The 20,809-nt window shown below is 54.7% G+C and carries 19 protein-coding genes; 16 read left to right on the top strand and 3 right to left on the bottom strand.

Annotation, left to right across the window (positions count from 1 at the left end; all coding sequences use genetic code 11):
* Nucleotides 1-9: 9 nt before the first annotated feature.
* Genes aroC through OGY17_RS21755 form a run of 5 tightly spaced genes read left to right on the top strand, consistent with a single transcriptional unit; the run spans nucleotide 10 to nucleotide 3,588 of the window.
* Nucleotides 10-1,095, top strand: a complete 1,086-nt coding sequence (gene aroC, locus OGY17_RS21735) for a chorismate synthase (RefSeq protein WP_003834825.1) — start codon at nucleotides 10-12, stop codon at nucleotides 1,093-1,095.
* A gap of 3 nt (nucleotides 1,096-1,098) precedes the next feature.
* Nucleotides 1,099-1,923 (top strand): penicillin-insensitive murein endopeptidase, encoded by an 825-nt coding sequence (gene mepA, locus OGY17_RS21740; RefSeq protein WP_032944099.1) that lies wholly within the window; start codon nucleotides 1,099-1,101, stop codon nucleotides 1,921-1,923.
* Nucleotides 1,923-2,732: a sulfite exporter TauE/SafE family protein gene (locus tag OGY17_RS21745; RefSeq protein WP_003834821.1), complete on the top strand. Its 810-nt coding sequence runs from the start codon at nucleotides 1,923-1,925 to the stop codon at nucleotides 2,730-2,732. Before mepA ends, OGY17_RS21745 begins: the two co-directional genes overlap by 1 nt.
* On the top strand, nucleotides 2,732-3,280 hold the full coding sequence (locus OGY17_RS21750) for an elongation factor P hydroxylase (protein ID WP_286608326.1): 549 nt from the start codon (nucleotides 2,732-2,734) through the stop codon (nucleotides 3,278-3,280). Before OGY17_RS21745 ends, OGY17_RS21750 begins: the two co-directional genes overlap by 1 nt.
* Nucleotides 3,281-3,312: 32 nt before the next feature.
* On the top strand, nucleotides 3,313-3,588 hold the full coding sequence (locus OGY17_RS21755; protein WP_003028163.1) for a YfcL family protein: 276 nt from the start codon (nucleotides 3,313-3,315) through the stop codon (nucleotides 3,586-3,588).
* Between the two features lie 114 nt (nucleotides 3,589-3,702).
* Here the strand turns inward: OGY17_RS21755 and mnmC are convergent, their stop codons facing one another.
* Nucleotides 3,703-5,703: a bifunctional tRNA (5-methylaminomethyl-2-thiouridine)(34)-methyltransferase MnmC2/FAD-dependent 5-carboxymethylaminomethyl-2-thiouridine(34) oxidoreductase MnmC1 gene (gene mnmC / locus OGY17_RS21760; protein ID WP_286608328.1), complete on the bottom strand. Its 2,001-nt coding sequence runs from the start codon at nucleotides 5,701-5,703 to the stop codon at nucleotides 3,703-3,705.
* A 159-nt stretch (nucleotides 5,704-5,862) separates the two neighbouring features.
* Here mnmC and fabB point away from each other — a divergent pair, with 159 nt between their 5' ends.
* Both fabB and OGY17_RS21770 read left to right on the top strand, forming a co-directional pair.
* Nucleotides 5,863-7,083: a beta-ketoacyl-ACP synthase I gene (gene fabB / locus OGY17_RS21765; RefSeq protein ID WP_048215847.1), complete on the top strand. Its 1,221-nt coding sequence runs from the start codon at nucleotides 5,863-5,865 to the stop codon at nucleotides 7,081-7,083.
* A gap of 230 nt (nucleotides 7,084-7,313) precedes the next feature.
* Entirely contained in the window at nucleotides 7,314-8,492 is a 1,179-nt protein-coding gene (locus OGY17_RS21770; protein ID WP_003834805.1) for an MFS transporter, read from the top strand.
* Here the strand turns inward: OGY17_RS21770 and flk are convergent.
* Nucleotides 8,489-9,490, bottom strand: a complete 1,002-nt coding sequence (flk, locus tag OGY17_RS21775; RefSeq protein ID WP_008785362.1) for a flagella biosynthesis regulator Flk — start codon at nucleotides 9,488-9,490, stop codon at nucleotides 8,489-8,491. The genes OGY17_RS21770 and flk overlap by 4 nt on opposite strands.
* A 108-nt stretch (nucleotides 9,491-9,598) precedes the next feature.
* On the opposite strand from flk, the gene pdxB reads away from it, so the two are divergent.
* From pdxB to purF, 9 genes are all read left to right on the top strand, one after another.
* Nucleotides 9,599-10,735, top strand: coding sequence for a 4-phosphoerythronate dehydrogenase PdxB (pdxB, locus tag OGY17_RS21780; RefSeq protein ID WP_048234815.1), 1,137 nt, complete (start codon nucleotides 9,599-9,601; stop codon nucleotides 10,733-10,735).
* Between the two features lie 68 nt (nucleotides 10,736-10,803).
* Nucleotides 10,804-11,817 (top strand): aspartate-semialdehyde dehydrogenase, encoded by a 1,014-nt coding sequence (locus tag OGY17_RS21785; RefSeq protein ID WP_008785360.1) that lies wholly within the window; start codon nucleotides 10,804-10,806, stop codon nucleotides 11,815-11,817.
* Nucleotides 11,817-12,629 carry a tRNA pseudouridine(38-40) synthase TruA gene (gene truA, locus OGY17_RS21790; protein WP_003028142.1) on the top strand — a complete coding sequence of 271 codons (813 nt, stop codon included), beginning with the start codon at nucleotides 11,817-11,819 and terminating at the stop codon, nucleotides 12,627-12,629. The genes OGY17_RS21785 and truA overlap by 1 nt, the downstream gene beginning before the upstream one ends.
* A 24-nt stretch (nucleotides 12,630-12,653) precedes the next feature.
* Nucleotides 12,654-13,313: a DedA family protein gene (locus OGY17_RS21795; RefSeq protein WP_003028140.1), complete on the top strand. Its 660-nt coding sequence runs from the start codon at nucleotides 12,654-12,656 to the stop codon at nucleotides 13,311-13,313.
* Between the two features lie 149 nt (nucleotides 13,314-13,462).
* Entirely contained in the window at nucleotides 13,463-14,377 is a 915-nt protein-coding gene (gene accD / locus OGY17_RS21800; RefSeq protein WP_191215527.1) for an acetyl-CoA carboxylase, carboxyltransferase subunit beta, read from the top strand.
* Between the two features lie 192 nt (nucleotides 14,378-14,569).
* Entirely contained in the window at nucleotides 14,570-15,838 is a 1,269-nt protein-coding gene (folC, locus tag OGY17_RS21805) for a bifunctional tetrahydrofolate synthase/dihydrofolate synthase (protein WP_137377455.1), read from the top strand.
* On the top strand, nucleotides 15,828-16,490 hold the full coding sequence (gene dedD, locus OGY17_RS21810) for a cell division protein DedD (protein WP_048218334.1): 663 nt from the start codon (nucleotides 15,828-15,830) through the stop codon (nucleotides 16,488-16,490). The genes folC and dedD overlap by 11 nt, the downstream gene beginning before the upstream one ends.
* Nucleotides 16,491-16,703: 213 nt before the next feature.
* Nucleotides 16,704-17,192: a colicin V production protein gene (cvpA, locus tag OGY17_RS21815; RefSeq protein WP_003028129.1), complete on the top strand. Its 489-nt coding sequence runs from the start codon at nucleotides 16,704-16,706 to the stop codon at nucleotides 17,190-17,192.
* 33 nt (nucleotides 17,193-17,225) lie between these two features.
* Nucleotides 17,226-18,743: an amidophosphoribosyltransferase gene (purF, locus tag OGY17_RS21820; protein WP_003028127.1), complete on the top strand. Its 1,518-nt coding sequence runs from the start codon at nucleotides 17,226-17,228 to the stop codon at nucleotides 18,741-18,743.
* Nucleotides 18,744-18,845: 102 nt separating this feature from the next.
* Here the strand turns inward: purF and OGY17_RS21825 are convergent, their stop codons facing one another.
* Nucleotides 18,846-20,807 carry a glycoside hydrolase family 127 protein gene (locus OGY17_RS21825; RefSeq protein WP_071445213.1) on the bottom strand — a complete coding sequence of 654 codons (1,962 nt, stop codon included), beginning with the start codon at nucleotides 20,805-20,807 and terminating at the stop codon, nucleotides 18,846-18,848.
* Nucleotides 20,808-20,809 lie beyond the last annotated feature (2 nt).

Raw genomic sequence — 20,809 nt, forward strand, 5'->3', positions numbered from 1 at the left:
GGAGCCGTGATGGCAGGAAACACAATTGGGCAACTCTTTCGCGTAACCACTTTCGGCGAATCACACGGGCTGGCGCTCGGTTGTATTGTCGATGGTGTTCCGCCGGGCATTTCTCTGACAGAAGCTGACCTGCAGCACGATCTCGACAGACGCCGTCCGGGCACATCGCGCTACACTACGCAGCGTCGTGAGCCGGATCAGGTGAAAATCCTCTCCGGGGTGTTCGAGGGCGTTACCACAGGCACCAGCATTGGCCTGCTGATCGAAAATACCGATCAGCGTTCACAGGATTATGGCGCGATTAAGGACGTTTTTCGTCCGGGACACGCCGACTATACCTATGAGCAAAAATATGGCCTGCGCGACTACCGTGGCGGCGGACGTTCATCCGCGCGTGAAACGGCGATGCGCGTGGCGGCCGGAGCGATAGCCAAAAAATATCTGGCGGAAAAATTCGGCGTTGAGATCCGCGGCTGCCTGACGCAGATGGGTGATATTCCGCTGGAGATCAAAGACTGGTCCCAGGTGGAACTTAACCCGTTCTTTTGCCCGGACCCGGATAAACTCGAAGCGCTGGACGAACTGATGCGCGGGCTGAAGAAAGAAGGTGACTCAATCGGAGCGAAGGTGACCGTTGTTGCACGCGGTGTACCTGCGGGTCTCGGCGAACCTGTATTCGACCGCCTGGATGCCGACATCGCCCATGCGCTGATGAGTATTAACGCCGTTAAGGGCGTTGAGATTGGTGATGGATTTGACGTTGTTGCGCTGCGCGGCAGCCAGAACCGTGACGAAATCACCAAAGAAGGTTTCCAGAGTAACCATGCGGGCGGCATTCTGGGCGGGATCAGCAGCGGGCAACAAATCATTGCTCATATGGCGCTGAAACCGACGTCCAGTATTACCGTTCCTGGGCGCACTATTAACCGCTTTGGTGAAGAAGTCGAAATGATCACTAAAGGTCGCCACGATCCGTGCGTTGGGATCCGCGCCGTACCGATCGCCGAGGCGATGCTGGCGATCGTATTGATGGATCACCTGCTGCGTCAGCGGGCGCAAAATGCGGACGTGAAGACCGATATTCCACGCTGGTAAGAGATGAAAAAAACGGCACTTGCGGCGCTGGCTCTGTTTGCCAGTACCGCCTGTCTGGCGGCGACGCCCTGGCAGAAAATTACCCATCCGGTTGCGGGCAGCGCGCAGTCTATCGGCGCGTTTTCCAATGGCTGTATTGTTGGCGCAGATACGCTGCCTGTACAGTCAGAACATTATCAGGTGATGCGCACCGATCAGCGTCGTTACTTTGGCCATCCGGATCTGGTGAGGTTTATCCAGCGTCTGAGTTATCAGGCCAATAGTCAGGGACTGGGCACGGTGTTAATCGGCGATATGGGGATGCCGGCCGGTGGGCGTTTCAATGGCGGTCACGCCAGCCACCAGACGGGACTGGATGTGGATATTTTCCTGCAACTGCCGAAAACGCGCTGGACCCAGTCGCAACTGCTGCGGCCGCAGGCGTTAGATCTGGTCTCACAGGATGGCAAACGTGTTGTGCCGTCACTGTGGAAACCGGAGATTTTCAGCCTGATCAGGCTGGCTGCAAAAGATAATGAAGTAACGCGTATTTTCGTGAATCCGGCGATTAAGCAACAACTTTGTCTGGATGCAGGGACCGACAGGGACTGGTTGCGTAAAGTGCGGCCGTGGTTCCAGCATCGTGCGCATATGCACGTGCGGTTACGTTGCCCTGCCGACAGCCTTGAGTGCGAAGATCAACCGTTACCGCCACCGGGTGACGGCTGTGGCGCAGAGCTGCAAAGCTGGTTCGAACCTCCAAAACCTGGAACCACCAAGCCTGAGAAGAAGACACCGCCGCCGTTGCCGCCTTCCTGCCAGGCGCTACTGGACGAGCATGTACTCTAATGGATCATTTTGCCTCTCTGTTTATGGTGTCGCCACTGCTGTTAGGTGTGCTTTTTTTTGTGGCGATGCTGGCAGGTTTTATTGATTCTCTGGCCGGAGGTGGTGGTCTACTCACCATCCCGGCATTGATGGCGGCCGGGATGCCACCTGCGCAAGCGCTGGCGACCAATAAGCTGCAAGCCTGCGGGGGATCTATCTCTTCCTCCCTCTATTTTATTCGTCGGGGTGTGGTTAATCTGGCGGATCAGAAGCTCAATATCTTCATGACCTTTATCGGCTCAATGAGTGGCGCGCTGTTGGTTCAGCACGTGCAGTCAGATGTTCTGCGCCAGATCCTGCCAGTATTGGTTATCTGTATTGGCCTTTACTTTCTGTTGATGCCAAAAATCGGGGAAGAGGATCGACAGCGCCGACTGCACGGTTTGCCTTTCGCGTTGGTGGCCGGGGGCTGCGTCGGCTTTTACGATGGCTTTTTTGGTCCGGCGGCAGGGTCATTCTACGCGCTGGCCTTTGTCATGCTGTGCGGATACAACCTGGCGAAATCGACGGCCCACGCCAAAGTATTAAATGCCACATCGAATATCGGTGGGTTGTTGCTGTTTGCCCTCGGCGGCAAAGTGATTTGGGCGACAGGTTTTGTGATGCTCATTGGCCAGTTTATTGGCGCACGGATGGGCTCTCGACTGGTACTCAGCAAAGGACAAAAACTCATTCGGCCAATGATCGTTATTGTCTCCGCCGTGATGAGCGCCAAGCTACTTTATGATAATCATGGACAGGAGATTCTCCACTGGCTGGGGATGAACTAATGAATAATACGCATCACTACGAACAGTTAATTGAGATTTTTAACGGCTGCTTTGCCGATGAATTTAATACCCGTCTGATTAAAGGCGACGACGAACCGATCTATCTTCCAGCGGATGCGGAATTACCGTATCACCGTATCGTTTTTGCGCATGGTTATTACGCCAGTGCGTTACACGAAATTTCACACTGGTGCATCGCCGGTAAAGCCCGTCGTGAACTGGTCGATTTCGGTTACTGGTACTGCCCGGACGGACGCGACGCGAAGACACAATGCCAGTTTGAAGATGTGGAAGTGAAGCCGCAGGCGTTTGACTGGTTGTTTTGCATGGCGGCGGGCTACCCGTTTAACGTCAGTTGCGACAATCTGGAAGGGGACTTTGAACCGGATCGCGTGGTATTCCAGCGCCGTGTTCATGCTCAGGTGATGGAGTACCTGGAAAAGGGGATCCCTGAACGTCCGGCGCGTTTCATTAACGCGTTACAGAATTATTATCACACGCCTGAACTTACGGTGGAACAATTCCCGTGGCCCGAAGCGCTCAACTGAAGCCGCTGCCACGTTTACAATGAGGAAATAAGATGATCGCGGAGTTTGAATCACGCATTCTGGCATTAATCGACGATATGGTAGAGCACGCCAGCGATGATGAGTTGTTTGCCAGTGGCTATTTGCGTGGGCACCTGACGCTGGCTGTGGCTGAGCTGGATGCTGGCGAGGACCATTCCGCTGAGGCATTGTACGCCAATGTGACCAGCAGCCTGGAAAAAGCCATCAGCGCAGGCGAACTCTCGCCGCGTGACCAGGCGTTAGTGAAAGAGATGTGGGACACACTGTTCCAGAAGGCAACACAATAATAATAGCAGTGGATTGTGCCGGATGGCGACGCGAAGGCGTCTTATCCGGCCTACGCGGACGGGGGTTGTAGGCCTGATAAGCGTAGCGCCATCAGGCAATGGCGAGATGGTATCTTATTTCACCGCTTTACCCTTCAATAACTTCCTCACCCACAGACGATTCGGATTCAGCGCTGCCAGCGTGCTGGCATCCATGGGTATAGGTTCATCGCTCATTTGCGAGGCCAGAATTTCTGCACACAGCGGGGCAGTACACAGCCCGCGCGAGCCCAGTGCACCTAACATAAATAAATCGGAATACACCGGGGCGTTTACGGCGTGCTCTTTGTCTTCGGCAAGAGTGGCATACTGGCTGAGAGTGGCGTCATAATCCGCGACGTTGCCGACCATTGGCATGTGATCGCGCGTGGCACAGCGCACTCCACAACGGGCGGCATTGCCACTAACGTCTACTTCTTTTGCCCACGAGGCATTCGGGAAACAATCTATTAAGCGCTGACGGTTTTGCTGCTGATCGTCCGCGCGATACACCGTTTCTTCACTTCCGCGATGATAGCTGGCGCCAATGCAGTGCTGCTGGTTTTGCGGGTTGTGCGGCGTGAGGTAGCCGTCATAGCACAGCACCTGACGCAGCGCTGAAAGCGAAGGCGTGGTAGGAATGTGACTCACCTGACCGCCTACGGAGTAGACCGGTAGCGACTGCGTCTGCTCAACGCCGTTAATGCGATGCCCGTTAGCCAGAACCACCGCAGCGTGAGCGGCGGTTTCGCCACTGGCAAACGTCAATTGCCAGTGTTCTGTTTGCCGAGACAGCGAGGCCAGCGTATGTTGATACCGGGTGCGTAATCCCAGCGTTGCGGCGTAGTCGAATACGGCGGCGGTTAATTGTGCCGGACACAGCCATCCTCCGGCAGGGTACTGAATCCCGCCGCATCCGGTTTCTACGCCGGTCGTTTGTAAAACCTGCTCTGCGTTAACGCTGACGGCGAGCGCATCAGGCAATTCAAGGGACAGCATTTGGTCGATTTTTTGCTGGCTTTTTTCATCCCACGCCAGTTGCGTCACACCGCACCAGTCATGCGCGAACTCAACGGGGAGGGCGTCATACAGTCGACGAGCGAAGGTAAACGCGGTGGGGAAAAAGAGATTAATGGCCGCGTCATGCTTGCTGAGTAGCGGATAAAGCGCGCCCTGGCGATTGCCGGATGCCCCCCCGGCTGGATTATCGTCGGCGCAATAGAGTGTGACCTGCCAGCCGCGACGCAGTAACGCCAACGACAGCAATGCGCTGGCAATCCCCCCACCAATAATGGCGGCTTCGCGTTTATCTGTTCCGGAACGTGCAAACCAGGGAGCCGAGGAGGGGCGCGCCAGCGTCTGTTCCATTACACCACAGAGCATTTCGCGTTTGCGACCAAAGCCTTTGCATTTTTGCATCGTAAACCCGGCTTCCTGCAACCCCCGACGCACAAAGCCCGCTGAGGTGAAGGTCGCCAGCGTACCGCCCGGACGAGCCAGACGGGCCATTGCGTTAAACAGCGTTGGCGTCCACATATCCGGATTTTTTGCCGGTGCGAAACCGTCCAGAAACCAGGCGTCCACTTTTTGATTCAGGGAGTCATCGAGCTTACTGGTCAGTTCGTTAATATCGCCAAACCACAGATCCAGCGTGACGCGTCCTTCATCAAGGAGCAGGCGATGGCATCCCGCCAGTGGCAGCGGCCATTGCTCTTGCAGCGCCGTGGCCCATGGGGCAAGTTCTGGCCAGTGCTGATGAGCTAAGGTGAGATCTTCACGCGTTAGCGGATATTTTTCAAAACTGATGAAATGTAATCTTTCCAGGGTAGCTTCAGGATGGGTATCGCGAAAATCGGTAAATGCCTGCCAGAGCGTCAGGAAGTTAAGTCCGGTGCCAAACCCGCTTTCTGCCACCACGAAGAGGGGACGTGAATGCGCAGGGAATCGCTGGGCGAGATGATTCCCGCCGAGAAAGACGTAACGTGTCTCTTCCAGCCCGTTATCATTAGAAAAATAGACATCGTCAAAATCTCGGGAAACAGGTGTACCCTCAGCGTTGAATTCAAGGTTTGCAGGTTGTATAGCGTATTGTTTCACGTAAGTTACTCGTCTGGCAGGCTGTGCCCCGATCTTAGCGATGAGTGCCTGGCTGCGCAAATTTCCACATTAAATGGCTGATCGGACTTGTTCGGCGTACAAGTGTACGCTATTGTGCCACTCGAAACTTTAAAATAGTGCGACTTACAGAGGTATTGAATGAAACGTGCAGTGATTACTGGCTTGGGCATCGTTTCCAGCATCGGTAATAACCAGCAGGAAGTCCTGGCATCTCTGCGTGAAGGACGTTCAGGGATCACTTTCTCTCAGGAGCTGAAGGACTCCGGCATGCGTAGCCACGTTTGGGGCAACGTAAAACTGGATACCACTGGCCTCATTGACCGCAAAGTAGTGCGCTTTATGAGCGACGCATCCATCTATGCATTCCTTTCTATGGAACAGGCAGTGGCTGATGCCGGCCTTGCAGCAGAAGATTACCAGAACAACCCGCGCGTTGGCCTGATTGCAGGTTCCGGCGGCGGCTCCCCGCGTTTTCAGGTGTTCGGTGCTGACGCAATGCGTAGCCCGCGTGGTCTGAAAGCGGTTGGCCCGTATGTGGTCACCAAAGCGATGGCGTCCGGCGTTTCTGCCTGCCTCGCAACGCCGTTCAAAATCCACGGCGTAAACTACTCTATCAGCTCTGCCTGTGCGACATCTGCGCACTGTATCGGTAACGCGGTAGAACAAATTCAACTGGGCAAACAGGACATCGTTTTTGCTGGCGGCGGCGAAGAGCTGTGCTGGGAAATGGCGTGTGAATTCGACGCCATGGGCGCGCTGTCTACTAAATACAACGATGCACCGGAAAAAGCTTCCCGTACCTATGACGCAAACCGTGACGGTTTCGTTATTGCCGGCGGCGGCGGTATGGTCGTGGTTGAAGAGCTGGAACACGCGCTGGCACGTGGCGCGCATATCTACGCGGAAATCGTCGGTTACGGCGCAACGTCCGATGGCGCAGACATGGTTGCTCCGTCTGGTGAAGGCGCAGTACGTTGCATGCAAATGGCGATGCACGGTGTAGACACCCCGATCGACTACCTGAACTCTCACGGTACCTCTACCCCGGTAGGCGACGTGAAAGAGCTGGGTGCAATTCGTGAAGTGTTTGGCGACAACAGCCCGGCAATCTCTGCGACTAAAGCCATGACCGGCCACTCCCTGGGCGCAGCTGGCGTACAGGAAGCTATCTACTCTCTGCTGATGCTGGAACACGGCTTTATCGCGCCGAGCATCAACATTGAAGAGCTGGATGAGCAGGCGGCAGGTCTGAACATCGTGACTAAACCGACCGAGCAGGCGCTGACTACTGTGATGTCCAACAGCTTCGGCTTTGGCGGCACTAACGCAACTCTGGTTATGCGTAAGCTGAAAGCATAAGACAGTGTGCCGGATCTTATATCCGGCTCATGCTGTACAGTAAAGGGAGCCGTCAGGCTCCCTTTTTTATATCGTTGACAATCGATCGGGTTTACAGGCAGACTCCAGCTTCAACATTATCCTCTTGATAATGCGTAAGCGTTTAACGTTATCCAACGCACCTTAATCCTGATAGTCAGGTAGAGGGGGCGTGGACATTCCTCGCCTTACTCTGCATTTTGGAGTAACGCATGACAGCTGTAACCCAACAAGAAAAAACACCTTCGGCGAACTTTTCGCTGTTTCGTATCGCTTTTGCAGTTTTCCTGACCTATATGACGGTCGGTCTCCCTTTGCCCGTGATTCCTCTGTTTGTGCATCAGGAACTGGGCTATGGCAACACCATGGTCGGTATCGCCGTAGGTGTACAGTTTCTGGCGACGGTATTAACGCGCGGCTACGCCGGGCGCTTAGCCGATCAATATGGTGCTAAACGCTCGGCGCTACAGGGGATGTTTGCCTGTGGGCTGGCGGGCGCGGCGTGGCTTTTAGCCGCGCTATTGCCTGTTTCTGTCCCTGTAAAATTTGCGTTGTTAATCGTCGGGCGTTTGATCCTCGGCTTTGGCGAAAGCCAACTGCTCACCGGTACGCTGACCTGGGGGTTGGGGCTGGTCGGCCCAACACGCTCCGGTAAGGTGATGTCGTGGAACGGAATGGCGATTTACGGTGCGCTGGCCGCTGGTGCACCGCTGGGCCTGTTGATCCACAGCCACTTTGGCTTCGCGGCGCTGGCGGGAACGACGATGGTATTACCGCTGCTGGCATGGGCATTCAACGGCACCGTGCGTAAAGTGCCTGCGCATGCAGGAGAACGTCCTTCTTTATGGAGCGTAGTCGGGCTTATATGGAAACCGGGCCTGGGCCTGGCGCTGCAGGGCGTTGGCTTTGCGGTGATCGGTACCTTTATTTCACTCTATTTTGTCAGCAACGGCTGGACGATGGCGGGGTTCACCCTGACTGCGTTTGGTGGGGCGTTTGTGCTGATGCGCATTCTGTTTGGCTGGATGCCGGACCGTTTCGGCGGCGTGAAGGTTGCCGTTGTCTCTTTGCTGGTGGAAACTGCGGGGCTGATTTTGCTGTGGCAGGCCCCATCGGCCTGGATTGCGCTGCTCGGGGCGGCATTAACCGGGGCCGGGTGTTCGCTTATCTTCCCGGCATTGGGCGTCGAAGTGGTGAAGCGAGTGCCCGCGCAGGTTCGCGGTACGGCGCTGGGCGGTTACGCCGCGTTTCAGGATATCTCCTACGGCATAAGCGGTCCGGTAGCCGGGGTGCTGGCCACCGCGTACGGTTATCCCTCAGTGTTCCTTGCCGGGGCGATATCCGCCGTGGTGGGGATTATTGTAACGTTGCTTACGCTGCGTAAAGGTTAAGCGACCAGCCAGAAAATGGCTAACGCAATTATCAACGCAACAAACAGCAGTCCCGGTCGTGCCGACAGAGATTTAACCGTTTCAATCATCGGCGCGAACGGGCTGTAAATGGGCTGCAGATGACGCGGCTCGCTGAGCTCACGTTCTCGTTCCACGCGACGCAGGAAAATTTGATTGAGCAAGTCCTGCACCTGCACCGTGGTCAGAATCGATTGTGGTTGGATCTGATACGTCTGCTGCGCGTATTCTTTTATCGCTGTCAGCTCATTCGGCTCTAATGGCAGCTTCAGCGCCGCCTGGAGCGTTTGTAGCGTTGGTGCGCTTTGCAGGCTGAGCGTCTGGCGCGCCTGCAGCCAGGTGACCAGGTGCGTAAACTGTTTGGCAGGGATCAGCTCACCGCTTTTTACGCCAGACAACTCCAGCATCGACTGCCAGATCATCTTCCCGGATTCTCCCGTGGCCGCCGCCAGTTTGGTAACCAACTGGTTCAGCGTATTGTGCTCTGCGGGGAGCAACGGGCGATCGGTAGCCGGGCGCTGCTGCGGCTGCGGTATCGACAGCTGTCCTTGTTGCAGCAGCGTGAGCACGTTCTTTAACTGCTCAGGCGTGAGCTGGCTGAGCGCTGTTTGCCCATACTGCTGACGGATAAAATCACTCACCGCCTGGCGATTATTTCCCTGGCTCAGTAATTCAGTGAGCTGCGAAAGCACCTGACGATTAACATGATTTTGCTGAGCAACCCCCAGTCGTTGGTTAAGGTTTTGCTCAGCGGCAGGAAAGTGACGTGACTGCAGTGGCGTATCACTTTTGACGCCCAGATCGTGCTTCATTCCGGCCCACACTTCAGCACTTTGCTGCTGGGTGAGTGAAATCAAACGGGTAATTAGCCGTTCCAGCACAGTACGTTGTTGCGTGGATAACGGTTGTTCACCCGCAGCGGAAGGGGCATTTTGGCCTTCGCCGGGAGGGCGTGCGGGCGTACCTGAAATGGGCTGCATCATCTCTGTTCCTTAAATCTGTGCTGACCAGGTCTCGCAGTATGCCTGGCGGCGAGATTATGGCACACTTGCCCGGTTAACTCTCGTTCTCAAACAGGTGCGAAAGACGTGAAAATCCTCGTTGATGAAAATATGCCCTATGCCCGCGAACTGTTCAGTCGTTTGGGGGAGGTCAAAGCGGTTCCCGGTCGTCCGATTCCCGTTGCTGAACTGGATGATGCGGATGCTTTAATGGTGCGCTCGGTGACGAAAGTAAATGAATCACTGCTTGGCGGAAAACCGGTTAAATTTGTCGGTACGGCAACCGCTGGCACAGACCATGTGGATGACGCCTGGCTTGCGCAGGCGGGGATCGGTTTTTCCGCCGCGCCCGGTTGTAACGCAATAGCGGTCGTAGAATATGTTTTTTCAGCGTTACTGATGCTGGCGGAGCGCGACGGGTTTGCGTTACGCGATCGCACCGTAGGCATTGTGGGTGTGGGTAACGTTGGCGGGCGTTTGCAGGCGCGTCTGGAAGCGCTGGGGATCCGCACGCTGCTGTGCGATCCACCGCGAGCCGATCGCGGTGACGAAGGCAATTTCTGCTCGCTGGATGAACTGGTTGAGCAAGCCGATGTGCTGACTTTCCATACCCCGCTGTTTAAAGACGGGCCGTACAAAACGCTGCACATGGCGGATGACGCGCTGATTAGCCGGTTGAAGCCGGGCACTATTCTGATCAACGCCTGCCGTGGGGCGGTCATCGACAATACGGCATTGCTGAACCGATTGAATGCCGGTCAGTCGCTGAGCGTTGTGCTGGATGTCTGGGAAGGAGAGCCGGATCTCAATGTGGCGTTGCTGGAGAAAGTCGATATCGGCACGGCGCACATTGCCGGGTATACCCTCGAAGGAAAAGCCCGTGGTACCACGCAGGTCTTTGAGGCCTATAGTAAGTTTATTGGTCACGAGCAGCACGTTGCGCTCAGTACCCTGTTACCCGCGCCGGAATTTGGTCGTATCACCCTGCATGGCCCGTTAGATCAGCCAACGCTGAAAAGGCTGGTGCATTTAGTGTATGATGTGCGCCGCGATGATGCGCCGCTGCGCAAAGTCGCTGGAATTCCGGGTGAGTTTGATAAACTGCGTAAAAATTACCTTGAGCGTCGTGAATGGTCGTCTTTATATGTGATGTGTGACGACGCAACGGCTGCTGCCTTATTGTGTAAGCTGGGTTTTAACGCTGTTCATCATCCGGCACATTAATGTCTTCTTAATGCTCCCTGTCGAATAATGCGACAGGGACGCTTACGTATTTCTTGGAGTAAATCACCATGTCTGAAGGCTGGAATATTGCCATTCTGGGCGCAACGGGCGCCGTAGGCGAAGCCCTGCTCGATACGCTGGCTGAACGCCAGTTCCCGGTCGGTGAAATTTATGCGCTGGCGCGTAATGAAAGCGCCGGTGAACATCTGCGTTTTAACGGTAAATCGGTCATAGTGCAGGACGTTGCAGACTTTGACTGGACGCAGGCACAGTTGGCATTTTTTGTTGCGGGCGCTGAAGCCACCGCCGCCTGGGTAGAAGAAGCCACTAATGCGGGTTGCCTGGTGATCGACAGCAGCGGTCTGTTCGCGCTTGAGCCAGACGTTCCGCTGGTGGTTCCGGACGTTAACCCGTTCGTGCTGGCGGATTACCGTAACCGCAATGTGATTGCGGTACCTAACAGTCTGACCAGCCAACTGCTGTCTGCGCTGAAACCGTTGATTGATGACGGTGGGCTTTCGCGTATTACGGTGACCAATATTATCTCGGCTTCCGCTCATGGCAAAAAAGCGGTGGATGCGCTGGCCGGACAGAGTGCAAAACTGCTTAACGGCATCCCGATTGACGAAGATGATTTCTTTGGCCGTCAGTTGGCATTCAACATGCTGCCGCTGCTGCCCGATCGTGAAGGTAGCGTGCGTGAAGAACGTCGTATCGTTGATGAAGTGCGCAAAATTATGCAGGATGATGGTCTGCTCATCTCTGCCAGCATCGTGCAGTCCCCGGTATTTTATGGCCACGCGCAGATGGTGAATTTTGAGGCCCTGCGCCCGTTGGCGGCGGAAGAAGCGCGCGATGCGTTTTCACGCGGTGAAGACGTGGTGTTGTCGGAAGAGACCGATTTCCCGACCCAGGTTGGCGATGCATCGGGCACGCCGCACCTTTCTATTGGCTGCGTGCATAATGATTACGGTATGCCAGAGCAGGTTCAGTTCTGGTCTGTGGCGGACAACGTACGCTTTGGCGGCGCGTTAATGGCGGTGAAAATAGCGGAAAAACTGGTGCAGGAGTACCTGTACTAATGTCTGACCAGCAACAGCCGTCAACCCATAAAATTGCGCTGGGCATTGAGTATGACGGCAGCAAATATTATGGCTGGCAGCGCCAGAACGAAGTGCGTAGCGTTCAGGAAAAACTGGAAAAAGCGCTCTCTCAGGTGGCGAATGAACGCATCAATGTTTTTTGTGCAGGACGCACGGATGCGGGCGTTCATGGCACTGGGCAGGTCGTGCATTTTGAAACCACTGCCCAGCGTAAAGATGCGGCCTGGACACTGGGGGTAAATGCGAATTTACCTGGTGACATCGCCGTGCGCTGGGTTAAAGCTGTACCCGATGATTTTCATGCCCGATTTAGCGCCACGGCTCGCCGTTATCGCTACATCATCTACAATCATCGGTTGCGCCCTGCGGTTTTGGGTAAAGGGGTAACCCATTACTATGAACCGCTGGACGCTGAGCGTATGCATCGTGCGGCCCAGTGTCTGATTGGCGAAAATGATTTTACCTCGTTTCGAGCGGTGCAGTGTCAGTCGCGCACGCCGTGGCGAAACGTGATGCACATTAACGTCGAACGTTTCGGTGCATATGTGGTGGTGGATATTAAAGCGAATGCCTTTGTACATCATATGGTCAGGAATATTGTCGGCAGCCTGATGGAAGTTGGCGCCAACAACCAGCCGGAGAGCTGGATAGCAGAACTGTTAGCGGCAAAGGACAGAACGCTGGCAGCGGCAACGGCGAAAGCGGAAGGACTGTATCTGGTTGCGGTAGATTACCCGGACCGGTTCGACCTGCCAAAACCGCCTATGGGCCCGCTATTTCTGGCGGACTAATTTGAGTCGTATAAAGGCAAAACTATGGACCTGATTTACTTTCTTATCGATTTTATCCTGCACATTGATGTGCACCTGGCGGAGCTGGTTGCGGAATACGGTATCTGGGTATACGCCATTCTGTTTCTGATCCTGTTCTGTGAAACCGGGCTGGTGGTGACACCATTCCTGCCAGGGGATTCGCTGTTGTTTGTTGCGGGTGCGCTTTCTGCGCTGCCAACCAACGATCTTAATGTTCATCTGATGGTGGCACTGATGATTGTGGCGGCGATTGTGGGCGATGCGGTGAACTACACGATTGGCCGATTGTTCGGGGAAAAACTTTTCAGTAACCCGAACTCCAAAATTTTCCGCCGCAGCTACTTGGATAAAACCCATGCGTTCTACGAGCGTCATGGCGGTAAGACGATTATCCTGGCGCGTTTCGTGCCTATCGTGCGTACATTTGCGCCGTTTGTTGCCGGTATGGGACATATGTCCTACCGTCACTTTGCGATGTATAACGTCGTAGGTGCATTGCTGTGGGTATTGTTGTTCACCTACGCAGGCTACCTGTTCGGCGATCTGCCGATCGTCCAGGAAAACCTGAAATTATTGATTGTGGCGATTATCGTCCTTTCCGTATTGCCGGGGGTGATTGAAGTAATTCGCCATAAGCGTGCTGCGTCACGGGCTGCAAAATAGAAAGTAACTCAGCGGTTCGACCACTTTTTTATCCAAAGTTTCGGGCTGTTATGTTTTAATGTGCAACATTCATGGTCTGTTAGGGGCAAAAATGGCATTATGCGCCCCTTATAACAAAGCTGACTAGGGTTCAGGCAGAAAGGTCACCAATGAGCTGGATTGAACGAATTAAAAGCAACATTACTCCCACCCGCAAGGCAAGCATTCCTGAAGGGGTGTGGACCAAGTGTGATAGCTGCGGTCAGGTTTTATACCGTGCTGAGCTGGAACGTAATCTTGAGGTCTGTCCGAAGTGTGACCATCATATGCGCATGTCGGCGCGCAATCGCCTGCATAGCCTGTTAGATGAAGGTTCTCTTGTGGAACTGGGTAGCGAGCTTGAGCCGAAAGACGTGCTGAAGTTTCGTGACTCCAAAAAATACAAAGACAGACTGGCTTCTGCGCAGAAAGAAACTGGCGAGAAAGATGCGCTGGTGGTGATGAAAGGCACACTTCACGGTATGCCGGTCGTTGCTGCGGCATTCGAGTTCGCGTTTATGGGCGGCTCCATGGGCTCTGTGGTCGGCGCGCGTTTTGTCCGTGCCGTTGAGCAGGCGCTGGAAGACAACTGTCCGCTGATCTGCTTCTCCGCTTCTGGCGGGGCGCGTATGCAGGAAGCGCTGATGTCTTTGATGCAGATGGCGAAAACCTCTGCTGCGCTGGCGAAAATGCAGGAACGCGGTTTACCGTATATTTCTGTACTGACCGACCCAACAATGGGTGGTGTTTCCGCAAGCTTTGCGATGCTGGGCGATCTCAACATTGCAGAACCGAAAGCATTGATCGGCTTCGCTGGTCCGCGTGTTATCGAGCAAACCGTACGTGAGAAACTGCCGCCGGGATTCCAGCGCAGCGAGTTCCTGATTGAAAAAGGCGCTATCGATATGATCGTCCGCCGTCCGGAAATGCGCCTGAAACTGGCAAGCATCCTGGCGAAGCTGATGAATCTTCCTGCGCCGAATCCGGATGAGCTGCGTGAAGGCGAAGTGGTACCTCCGGTTCCCGATCAGGAACCAGAGGCCTGATAGTTTACGCTATGGGTTTCGGGTTGCAGGCAGGCGACAAGAGTGTTAATCCCGATGAACTTACACCGTTAAGTGATTCGGGAGAGCGAGTACAGCCAACACATCTGCAACGTGGAAAACGACGTGTAAAAAAGGGCAGGCCGGTTGGCGCTGCCCTTTTGCTTTTCTCAACGTAAAGAATCTACAGGCATCATGGACAATAAACGTATCCCTCAAGCCGCGTCGCCCCTGGCGTCGTGGCTTTCTTATCTTGAAAACCTGCACAGTAAAACCATCGATCTGGGCCTTGAACGCGTCAGCCAGGTGGCGCGTAAACTGGGTGTGTTGAAACCTGCGCCATTTGTTTTTACGGTGGCAGGAACCAATGGGAAAGGCACAACCTGTCGTACGCTGGAATCTGTGCTGACTGCGGCAGGCTATAAAGTTGGGGTGTACAGTTCGCCTCATCTGGTGCGCTACACGGAACGCGTGCGCGTGCAGGGGCGTGAACTGCCGGAATCAGCTCATACCGCCTCGTTTGCTGAGATTGAAGACGCACGTGGTGACATTTCCCTGACTTACTTTGAATACGGTACGTTATCGGCACTCTGGCTGTTTAAACAGGCCCAACTGGATGTTGTTATTCTGGAAGTGGGGTTAGGCGGCCGCCTTGACGCCACCAATATCGTCGATGCCGATGTCGCAGTAGTCACCAGTATTGCGCTTGACCATACTGACTGGCTGGGCCCGGATCGCGAAAGTATTGGTCGTGAGAAGGCAGGGATTTTCCGCGCAGAGAAACCGGCCATTGTCGGCGAACCGGAAATGCCTTACACCATCGCGGATGTCGCTCAGGAGAGCGGGGCGATTTTGCAGCGCTGCGGTGTGGACTGGCGCTATGCGGTCACGGAGAATGACTGGTCGTTTACGGACGCTCATGGAACGTTGACGCACCTGCCGTTGCCGCAGGTGCCACAACCTAACGCTGCAACCGCACTGGCAGCACTGCGCGCAAGCGGTCTTAACGTCAGCGAGCAGGCCATTCGTGACGGTATCGAACAAGCGATTTTACCGGGACGCTTCCAGATTGTGAGCGAGTCGCCGCGGGTGATTTTTGATGTTGCCCATAACCCGCATGCGGCGGAGTATCTGACCGGACGTCTGAAAAAGTTAGTGAAAAGCGGGCGTGTACTTGCGGTTATCGGTATGCTACATGATAAAGATATTGCAGGTACGTTGGCCTGGCTGAAAAGTGTGGTTGACGACTGGTACTGTGCGCCCCTGGAAGGGCCGCGTGGTGCAACGGCAGAACAGCTGTTGGAGCACCTGGGCAAAGGCAACGCTTATGACAGCGTGGCGCAGGCATGGGCTGCGGCACTTGCTGAGGCGAAGCCAGAAGATACCGTGTTGGTGTGTGGATCGTTTCACACTGTCGCACATGTCATGGAAGTAATAGACGTGGGGAGAAGCGGTGGCGAGTAAGTTTCAGAATCGATTAGTCGGCACAATTGTGCTGGTCGCGCTCGGGGTGATTGTGCTTCCCGGGCTGCTTGACGGGCAGAAAAAGCATTATCAGGATGAATTTGCAGCGATCCCACTGGTGCCTAAACCCGGCGATCGCGATGAACCAGACATGATGCCTGCAGCAACGCAGGCACTGCCGACTCAGCCGCCGGAAGGGGCGGCAGAAGAGGTGCGTGCGGGTGATGCTGCCGCGCCATCGTTGGATCCATCACGTTTGACGACGGCAAACAGCGCGGAGTTAGATCCTGTCCCTGCGCCTGTGGAACCACCGAAACCTAAACCGAAACCGCAGCCTGTTGCCGTCGCCCCGACGCCGGCACCGACTCCAGCGCCGAAACCGGCCGCTGAGGAAGCGCCAGCCCCAACCGGCAAAGCGTATGTTGTACAGCTCGGTGCATTGAAAAACGCGGATAAGGTCAATGAGATCGTGGGTAAACTTCGTGGCGCGGGCTTCCGGGTATATACTTCCCCGTCAACGCCGGTGCAGGGTAAAATAACCCGCATTCTCGTAGGGCCTGACGCCTCCAAAGATAAGCTGAAGAACTCGCTGGGCGAGCTGCAGAAGATCTCTGGTTTGAGCGGTGTGGTGATGGGGTATACCCCTAACTAAGGGATTGCGTTACGTTGCTCTGATGTAGGCCGGACAAGGTGTTTACACCGCCATCCGGCAGTGCCCGAAGAGGCATAAAATCGTATGGCGTTGAAGATTTTTTCAGCGCCATTTTTATTTACGCGTGGAAAGGAAATCCCTACGCAAACGTTTTCTTTTTCTGTTAGAATGCGCCCCGAACAGGACGACAGGGCGTAAAATCGTGGGACACATATGGTCTGGATTGATTACGCCATTATCGCGGTGATTGGTTTTTCCTGTCTGGTTAGCCTGATCCGTGGCTTTGTTCGTGAAGCATTATCGTTGGTGACTTGGGGTTGTGCTTTCTTTGTCGCCAGCCATTACTACACTTACCTGTCTGTCTGGTTTACGGGCTTTGAAGACGAACTGGTTCGAAATGGGATTGCTATCGCGATACTGTTCATCGCGACACTTATCGTCGGCGCTATCGTTAACTTTGTGATAGGCCAACTGGTAGAGAAAACAGGACTGTCGGGTACCGACAGAGTGTTGGGGATTTGCTTCGGTGCTTTGCGTGGAGCGTTGATCGTCGCCGCCATACTGTTCTTTCTCGATACCTTTACCGGTCTGTCGAAAAGTGAAGACTGGGGTAAGTCACAGCTGATCCCGCAGTTCAGTTTCATCATCAGATGGTTCTTTGACTATCTGCAAAGCTCGTCAAGTTTCTTGCCCAAAGTATAAACTTTGGGTCGTTGCTGAACGAGGAAAAGACGTATGTGCGGTATTGTCGGTATCGCCGGTGTTATGCCGGTAAACCAGTCGATTTATGACGCGTTAACGGTGCTCCAGCATCGTGGTCAGGATGCTGCAGGCATCATCACCATTGATGCCAACAACTGCTTCCGCTTGCGTAAAGCAAACGGAATGGTGAGCGATATTTTTGAAGCGCGCCATATGCAGCGTTTGCAGGGCAATATGGGCATCGGTCATGTGCGTTACCCAACGGCTGGCAGCTCCAGCGCCTCCGAAGCTCAACCTTTTTACGTCAACTCACCGTATGGCATTACGCTTGCCCACAATGGCAACCTGACCAATGCGCATGAGTTGCGTAAAAAGCTGTTTGAAGAAAAGCGCCGCCACATCAATACCACTTCAGATTCTGAAATTCTGCTGAATATTTTCGCCAGCGAGCTGGATAACTTCCGCCATTACCCGCTGGAAGCCGACAATATTTTTGCGGCCATTGCGGCAACCAACCGCCAGATTCGCGGCGCCTATGCCTGCGTGGCGATGATTATCGGTCACGGTATGGTTGCCTTCCGCGACCCTAACGGTATCCGTCCGCTGGTGATGGGCAAACGCGATATTGGCGATGGCCGTACCGAGTACATGGTGGCGTCTGAGAGCGTAGCGCTGGATACGCTGGGCTTTGAATTCCTGCGCGACGTAGCACCTGGCGAAGCGGTGTACATCACCGAAAAAGGCCAGCTGTTTACCCGTCAGTGTGCCGATAACCCGGTGAGCAATCCATGTCTGTTTGAATACGTTTACTTCGCACGTCCTGACTCCTTTATCGACAAGATTTCCGTCTACAGCGCCCGTGTGAATATGGGGACTAAGCTTGGCGAAAAAATTGCCCGTGAGTGGGAAGATCTGGACATCGACGTAGTAATCCCAATCCCGGAAACCTCCTGTGATATCGCGCTGGAAATTGCTCGTATTCTCGGTAAGCCGTACCGCCAGGGGTTTGTGAAAAACCGCTATGTGGGCCGTACCTTTATCATGCCGGGCCAGCAGTTGCGCCGTAAATCCGTGCGCCGTAAGCTGAACGCTAACCGTGCGGAATTCCGTGATAAAAACGTGCTGCTGGTGGATGACTCCATCGTGCGCGGCACCACTTCTGAGCAGATTATCGAGATGGCGCGTGAAGCCGGAGCGAAGAAGGTGTATCTGGCCTCTGCCGCCCCGGAAATTCGCTTCCCGAACGTTTATGGCATTGATATGCCTACGGCGACGGAGCTGATTGCGCATGGTCGTGAAGTGGACGAGATTCGCCAGATAATCGGCGCAGATGGTCTGATCTTCCAGGATCTGAACGATCTGATTGAAGCTGTCCGTGCTGAGAACCCGGATATTCAGCAGTTTGAATGTTCAGTGTTTAACGGGGTGTACGTTACCAAAGACGTCGACCAGCAATATCTCGATTTCCTCGACTCCCTGCGTAATGACGATGCCAAAGCGGTATTGCGTCAGAACGAAGCGGAAAACCTTGAGATGCACAACGAAGGTTAAAACTGGACATGCCGGATGGCGACGCATCGCGTCTTATCCGGCCTACAGTCCATCATCGTTGTAAGCCGGATAAGGCGTAGCCTCCATCCGGCTTTTTTATGGCTACACCTCGTCGACCCAAATTCGCATTTCTCCTTCGCCGCGGTTGGCCCAACTAAACCACGGGATAAAGGTCAGCGTCTGCTTCACAAGCGCCGTCTGGCGATTATCAAAGCTGTATAGCGGCTTATCCTCATGCGCGCTCAACACGCGTACCCCTTCCGCCTGTAGCAGCACTTTCCCTTTCAGCATGCCAACGCCCTGAATCTTACGAAACGCGCTCACCTTCGGTAGCGACAGGTTGTGCAATTGTGCGCCGTTATCCGCCTCTTCCAGACAGTAGACCAGCGGCCCGCGCTGGATCGCCACTTTGCCCGCCGCGTGGCGCACCTGAGGATTGGCATACACGCGACGAACGGGCATCGGTAGATTCAGGGTAATGATATCTCCCTCCTGCCACAGGCGATGCAGGTGCAGATAACCTTTCACCATTTTGCCCTGAGCCGCTTCGCCGTTTACCTGCACCGTTGGTGCTGCGCACCACTCTGGCAGGCGCAGCGCCAGCGTGTGCTCGACTACTTGTGGCTGGTTAAAGCGAATCGAGACCTGCTCATCCCACGGATAGTTACCCTCAATCTTTAGCGCCAGTGTCTGAGCGTCAACCGTAAACTGCGCCTCGGTACCAGCATAGAAGTTAATAAACAGCGCGTCCGGGCGTGGGGTAAAAATATAGTGACCGATGGCGACCAGCGTACGGGCGATGTTTGGTGGGCAGCAGGCGCAGCCGAACCAGCGTTGGCGCACGGGTTTTATGTGGTCGTAAATATGGTTATGCGGAATACTTTTGGGCTGCGTTTCCAGCGGGTTCACATAGAAGAAATGTTTGCCGTCCAGCGCCATCCCGCCCAGCACCGTATTGTAAAACGCGCGTTCCATGACATCGGCATAGTGCGCGTCGCCTTCCATTTCCAGCATGCGACGGGCAAACATCATCAGGCCGATGGAGGCGCAGCTTTCACCATAGGCGGTATCATTCGGTAAATCGTAATCGCTGGTGAAGGCCTCGCCGATCCCTTGCGAGCCAATACCGCCTGTGATGTACATCCGGCGCTGCACCATGTTATTCCAGATGCGCAGGCAGGTCTGGCGCTTTTCTTCGTCGTTCGTCATGCGGGCGATATGCGCCAGCCCGGTCATAAGATACACCGAACGTACCGCATGGCCGACGGCTTCGCTCTGTTGCGCCAGCGGTTTGTGGGCGTGGGTATAGGCTTTATCTTTGACCATCCATGCCTCGCCCCAGTTATCCCAGTGCCAGGTGCCCCCGCGCTTAGCAAACTCAATATCGTAATAGTACGGTTGTTGGCCGCGCTCTTCGAGAAAGAAGCGTGCCAGCGCCTGATAGCGTGGTTCCTGTGTGACTTCATACAGGCGCATCAGCGCCAGCTCAATTTCCGGATGACCCGGATAGCCACGCAACTGGCCTTCGTTTGGACCGAAAACGGTGTCGATGTGGTCGGCGAAGCGGCAGGCTATCTCCAGCAGCCGACGCTTGCCGGTGGCGTTAAAAAAGGCCACTGCGGCTTCAAACAGATGCCCGGCGCAGTACATCTCATGGCATTCCGCAACGTTGGTCCAGCGCAGCCCCGGCTCTTTAACGGTGTACCAGGTGTTGAGATAACCATCTTCACACTGCGCTTTTGCCAGCAGCTCGATGACCTCATCGGCGGTCTTCTCAAGTTGTGCGTCCGGCTTTTGACTGAGTGACCAGGCCACGGCTTCCAGCCATTTAGTCACATCGCTATCCTGAAATACCATGCCATAAAACTCACCGTGCTCAAGTCCGGCGGCAATGCGGTAGTTCATCAGCGCGTGGCTTGGCTCCGCTTCAGGGATTTCGTCGTTCAGCGCCTGCCATTGATAGGGGATAACGACGTCGCGAATCAGACGCTGGTACTCTCCTAAAAACGGGTCGGTGATGGTGATGTTATTCAGGTCGGCTTCAATCACATCAGACTGCATCATGT

Source organism: Citrobacter sp. Cpo126 (assembly GCF_030332445.1).
GTDB classification, from domain to species: domain Bacteria; phylum Pseudomonadota; class Gammaproteobacteria; order Enterobacterales; family Enterobacteriaceae; genus Citrobacter; species Citrobacter portucalensis.